Here is a 1,873-nt window from a genome sequence, read left to right as displayed (position 1 = left end):
ACGGCGCCGAGATCAAGACACCGGCAGTCAAGGACGGTCCGGATGCGCTTCCGTGGCGCGATCTTGATGTCGATGTCGTCGTGGAATCCACCGGGATCTTCACCGACGCCACGAAGGCCCAGGGGCATCTGGAGGCCGGCGCCAAGAAGGTGGTCATCTCCGCCCCCGCGGTCGACGCGGACATCACAATCGTCATCGGGGTTAACGATGACAAGTATGACGGCAGCCAAGACATTGTCTCAAACGCCTCCTGCACGACGAACTGCCTTGCACCGCTTGCCAAGGTAGTCCATGAGGAGTTCGGCATTGTGAAAGGTTTGATGACTACCATCCATGCCTACACCCAAGATCAGAACGTGCAGGACGGCCCGCACAAGGACTTGCGGCGTGCTCGGGCGGCCAGTCTGAACATCGTGCCAACGTCGACAGGAGCGGCCAGGGCGATCGGGTTGGTGATGCCCGAGCTGAAAGGGAAGCTTGACGGATACGCGATGCGAGTGCCGGTTCCCACCGGATCAGTCACCGACCTGACCGTCGAGCTGTCCAGGTCGGTCGGCGTCGAGGAAATCAATGCCGCGTTCAAGGCGGCCGCCGAAAGTCGCCTGAAAGGAATCCTCAAGTATTACGATGTGCCGATCGTGTCGAGCGACATCGTCGCCGATGCGCATAGTTCGATTTTCGACGCTGGTTTGACCAGGGTGATCGGCAACCAGGTCAAGGTGGTGTCCTGGTACGACAACGAATGGGGCTATTCCAACCGGCTGGTGGATCTGGTCGCGCTAGTCGGTGAATCGGTGTAATTCAGGCTGGCAGCAAACTACTACCTCGTGGTGGAAAACGTTTCGGACTCAAGATTGCCTGCTGCTCGATCTTGACGGCACTCTCTACCGCGGATCGCAACCGATCGACGGTGCAATCGAGGCACTCGCCAACGTCGGCACACGCACATTGTTCATGACCAATAACGCTTCCCGAAACGCGAGAGAGGTGGCGGAGCATCTGTGTCGATTGGGCTTCGATGCCGAGCCCGACGACATCGTCACAAGTGCCCACTGCGCGGCGCGTTTTCTCGGCGCCGAGTTGTCATTGGGATCACCGGTGTTAGTCGTGGGCTCCGAAGCACTGGCAGCCGAGGTTGCCAATGTCGGCCTTCGCCCGGTGCGCCGCTGGGCAGATGGTCCGCTGGCCATTGTGCAAGGATTCTCTCCGCACGTCGGTTGGCGTGACTTGGCCGAGGCCGCACTGGCGATACGCGCCGGAACACCTTGGGTGGCGACCAACGCCGATCTCACGTTGCCTTCCGAACAGGGCCTGGTTCCGGGAAATGGGTCGATGGTGGCGGCCCTGAAGGCCGCCACCGGCGCAAGCCCGCGGGTAATCGGCAAGCCGCATCCGGAGATATTTCGCGAAGCATTGGCACGCGGTGACTTTGAGCGGCCACTCGTCGTCGGCGACCGGCTTGACACCGATATCGCCGGAGCGAATTCACTCGGATTGCCCAGTTTGCTGGTGCTGAGCGGAGTGAGCAGCATCACTGACGTGATTTGCGCGCCACCGGGTGAGCGCCCCACGTACGTCGCGCATGATCTGCGAGGGATCCATCACGACAGCGAATCGTTGCGTGTCGCCCCTCAATCCGACTGGCACGCCGGTAGCAGTGAGAGCGTGGCCGCTCTCGTCTCGCTCGCCGAACAGGAACCCGACAATTTGTCGTTGTTACGGGCCGCAGCGCATGCTCGTTGGAGCGTGATCGGTGGCACCTGATCGCCGCGACCTGACGTCGGCCAGCGCTGCGGGCCGGCCTACCGCCGCCACCAACGGCGCGATTTAGCCTCGGTGTGGCCGTCGCACCACTGGGATGGCGGTACCTGCG

Annotated in this window: 2 protein-coding genes; both read left to right on the top strand. The window is 61.9% G+C overall.

The window, feature by feature from the left end:
- A partial coding sequence (gene gap, locus F6Q13_RS17210; RefSeq protein ID WP_293059146.1) for a type I glyceraldehyde-3-phosphate dehydrogenase occupies nucleotides 1–800 on the top strand: 800 nt, incomplete at its 5' end.
- A gap of 58 nt (nucleotides 801–858) precedes the next feature.
- Nucleotides 859–1,764, top strand: a complete 906-nt coding sequence (locus F6Q13_RS17205) for an HAD-IIA family hydrolase (RefSeq protein ID WP_293059149.1) — start codon at nucleotides 859–861, stop codon at nucleotides 1,762–1,764.
- The last annotated feature ends 109 nt before the right edge of the window (nucleotides 1,765–1,873 follow it).

The organism is Mycobacterium sp. (genome assembly GCF_008709575.1).
Classification (GTDB): Bacteria; Actinomycetota; Actinomycetes; order Mycobacteriales; family Mycobacteriaceae; genus Mycobacterium.
This window is presented reverse-complemented; position numbering and strand designations above follow the sequence as displayed.